The following is a 1,021-nucleotide window of genomic DNA, read 5'->3' as shown; positions in this document are numbered from 1 at the left end:
ATTCCTTAATGCCTTAGCTTCTCCAGCCCCTGCAGCACATCCTCCGGCGACAGGCTCTCGAACGGCACCCGCCGCAGCACCGAAGCCCTCGGCCCGCGCGGCGCGGCCAGGGCCGGGTCGCTGTCCGGCCCGAACAGGCTGAGCGTCGGGCAGCCGGCGGCGGCCAGGAGATGGGTCGGGCCTGTGTCGTTGCCCACCGCGAAGGCCGCGCGGCGGGCCAGGGCGCCGATCTGGCCCAGGCTGGTGCGGCCGGTCAGGTCGATGGCGGCGGGGGATGCGGCGCGGATGGCCTCGGCCAAAGGCCGCTCGGCCGGGCCGCCCAGGATGGCCACGGGCAGATCGAGCCGCGTGGCGAGGCGGGCGAAATGCTCCACCGGCCAGCGCTTGGCCGGCCGCCCCGGCGAGGCGCCGGGCACCAGCAGCCCGAAGCGCGGCGGCAGGCCGAGGGGGGAGAGATCCTCCTCCAGCCAGTCCAGCGCGGGGTCGGGGAAGGTGGTGATGCCGGCCATCTGCAACTGCTCGCGCTGGCGTTCCAGCGTGTGCAGGGAGTCGCGCGCCGGGTTGGCGTGCGGGTGGCTGGCGCCGCGGGCGATGCCGGACCATTCGGGGCGCGGCCCGGTGAAGAGCCGGTAGCGCGAGGAGCGCGAGGAGGTCTGCAGATCATAGACCCGGTCGAAGCCGGCGCGGCGCAGGCGCCAGGCCAGGCGCGCCACGGCGGGAATGTCCGTCCAGGCGGGGCGGCCATCGGCCCAGATGCGGTCGAACCAGGGGGCGCGGCGCAGCAGCCCGGCGAAGGGCGGCGTGGTCAGCAGGGTGATCTCGGCGCCCGGATGGTGGGCGCGGATGGCGGCGAAGGGGCCGAAGGCCTGCACGACGTCGCCCAGCGCCGCCAGCTTGATGACCAGGATGCGCCTCATGCGCCGAGCAGCTCCCGATAGACGGCGATGGTCGCCTCCTGCATCGCGGCGGTGGTGTAGCGCAGCCGCACCACCGCCTGGGCGCGGGCGCCGAGGGCAGCGCG

The 1,021-nt window shown here is 75.3% G+C and carries 1 protein-coding gene; it reads right to left on the bottom strand.

Going from position 1 to position 1,021, the window contains the following annotated elements; translation table 11 throughout:
• Positions 1-5 precede the first annotated feature (5 nt).
• Positions 6-917, bottom strand: a complete 912-nt coding sequence (locus HMPREF0731_RS21725) for a glycosyltransferase family 9 protein (protein WP_040614373.1) — start codon at positions 915-917, stop codon at positions 6-8.
• Between the last annotated feature and the right edge of the window lie 104 nt (positions 918-1,021).

It is taken from the genome of Pseudoroseomonas cervicalis ATCC 49957, assembly GCF_000164635.1.
Classification (GTDB): Bacteria; Pseudomonadota; Alphaproteobacteria; order Acetobacterales; family Acetobacteraceae; genus Pseudoroseomonas; species Pseudoroseomonas cervicalis.
This window is presented reverse-complemented; position numbering and strand designations above follow the sequence as displayed.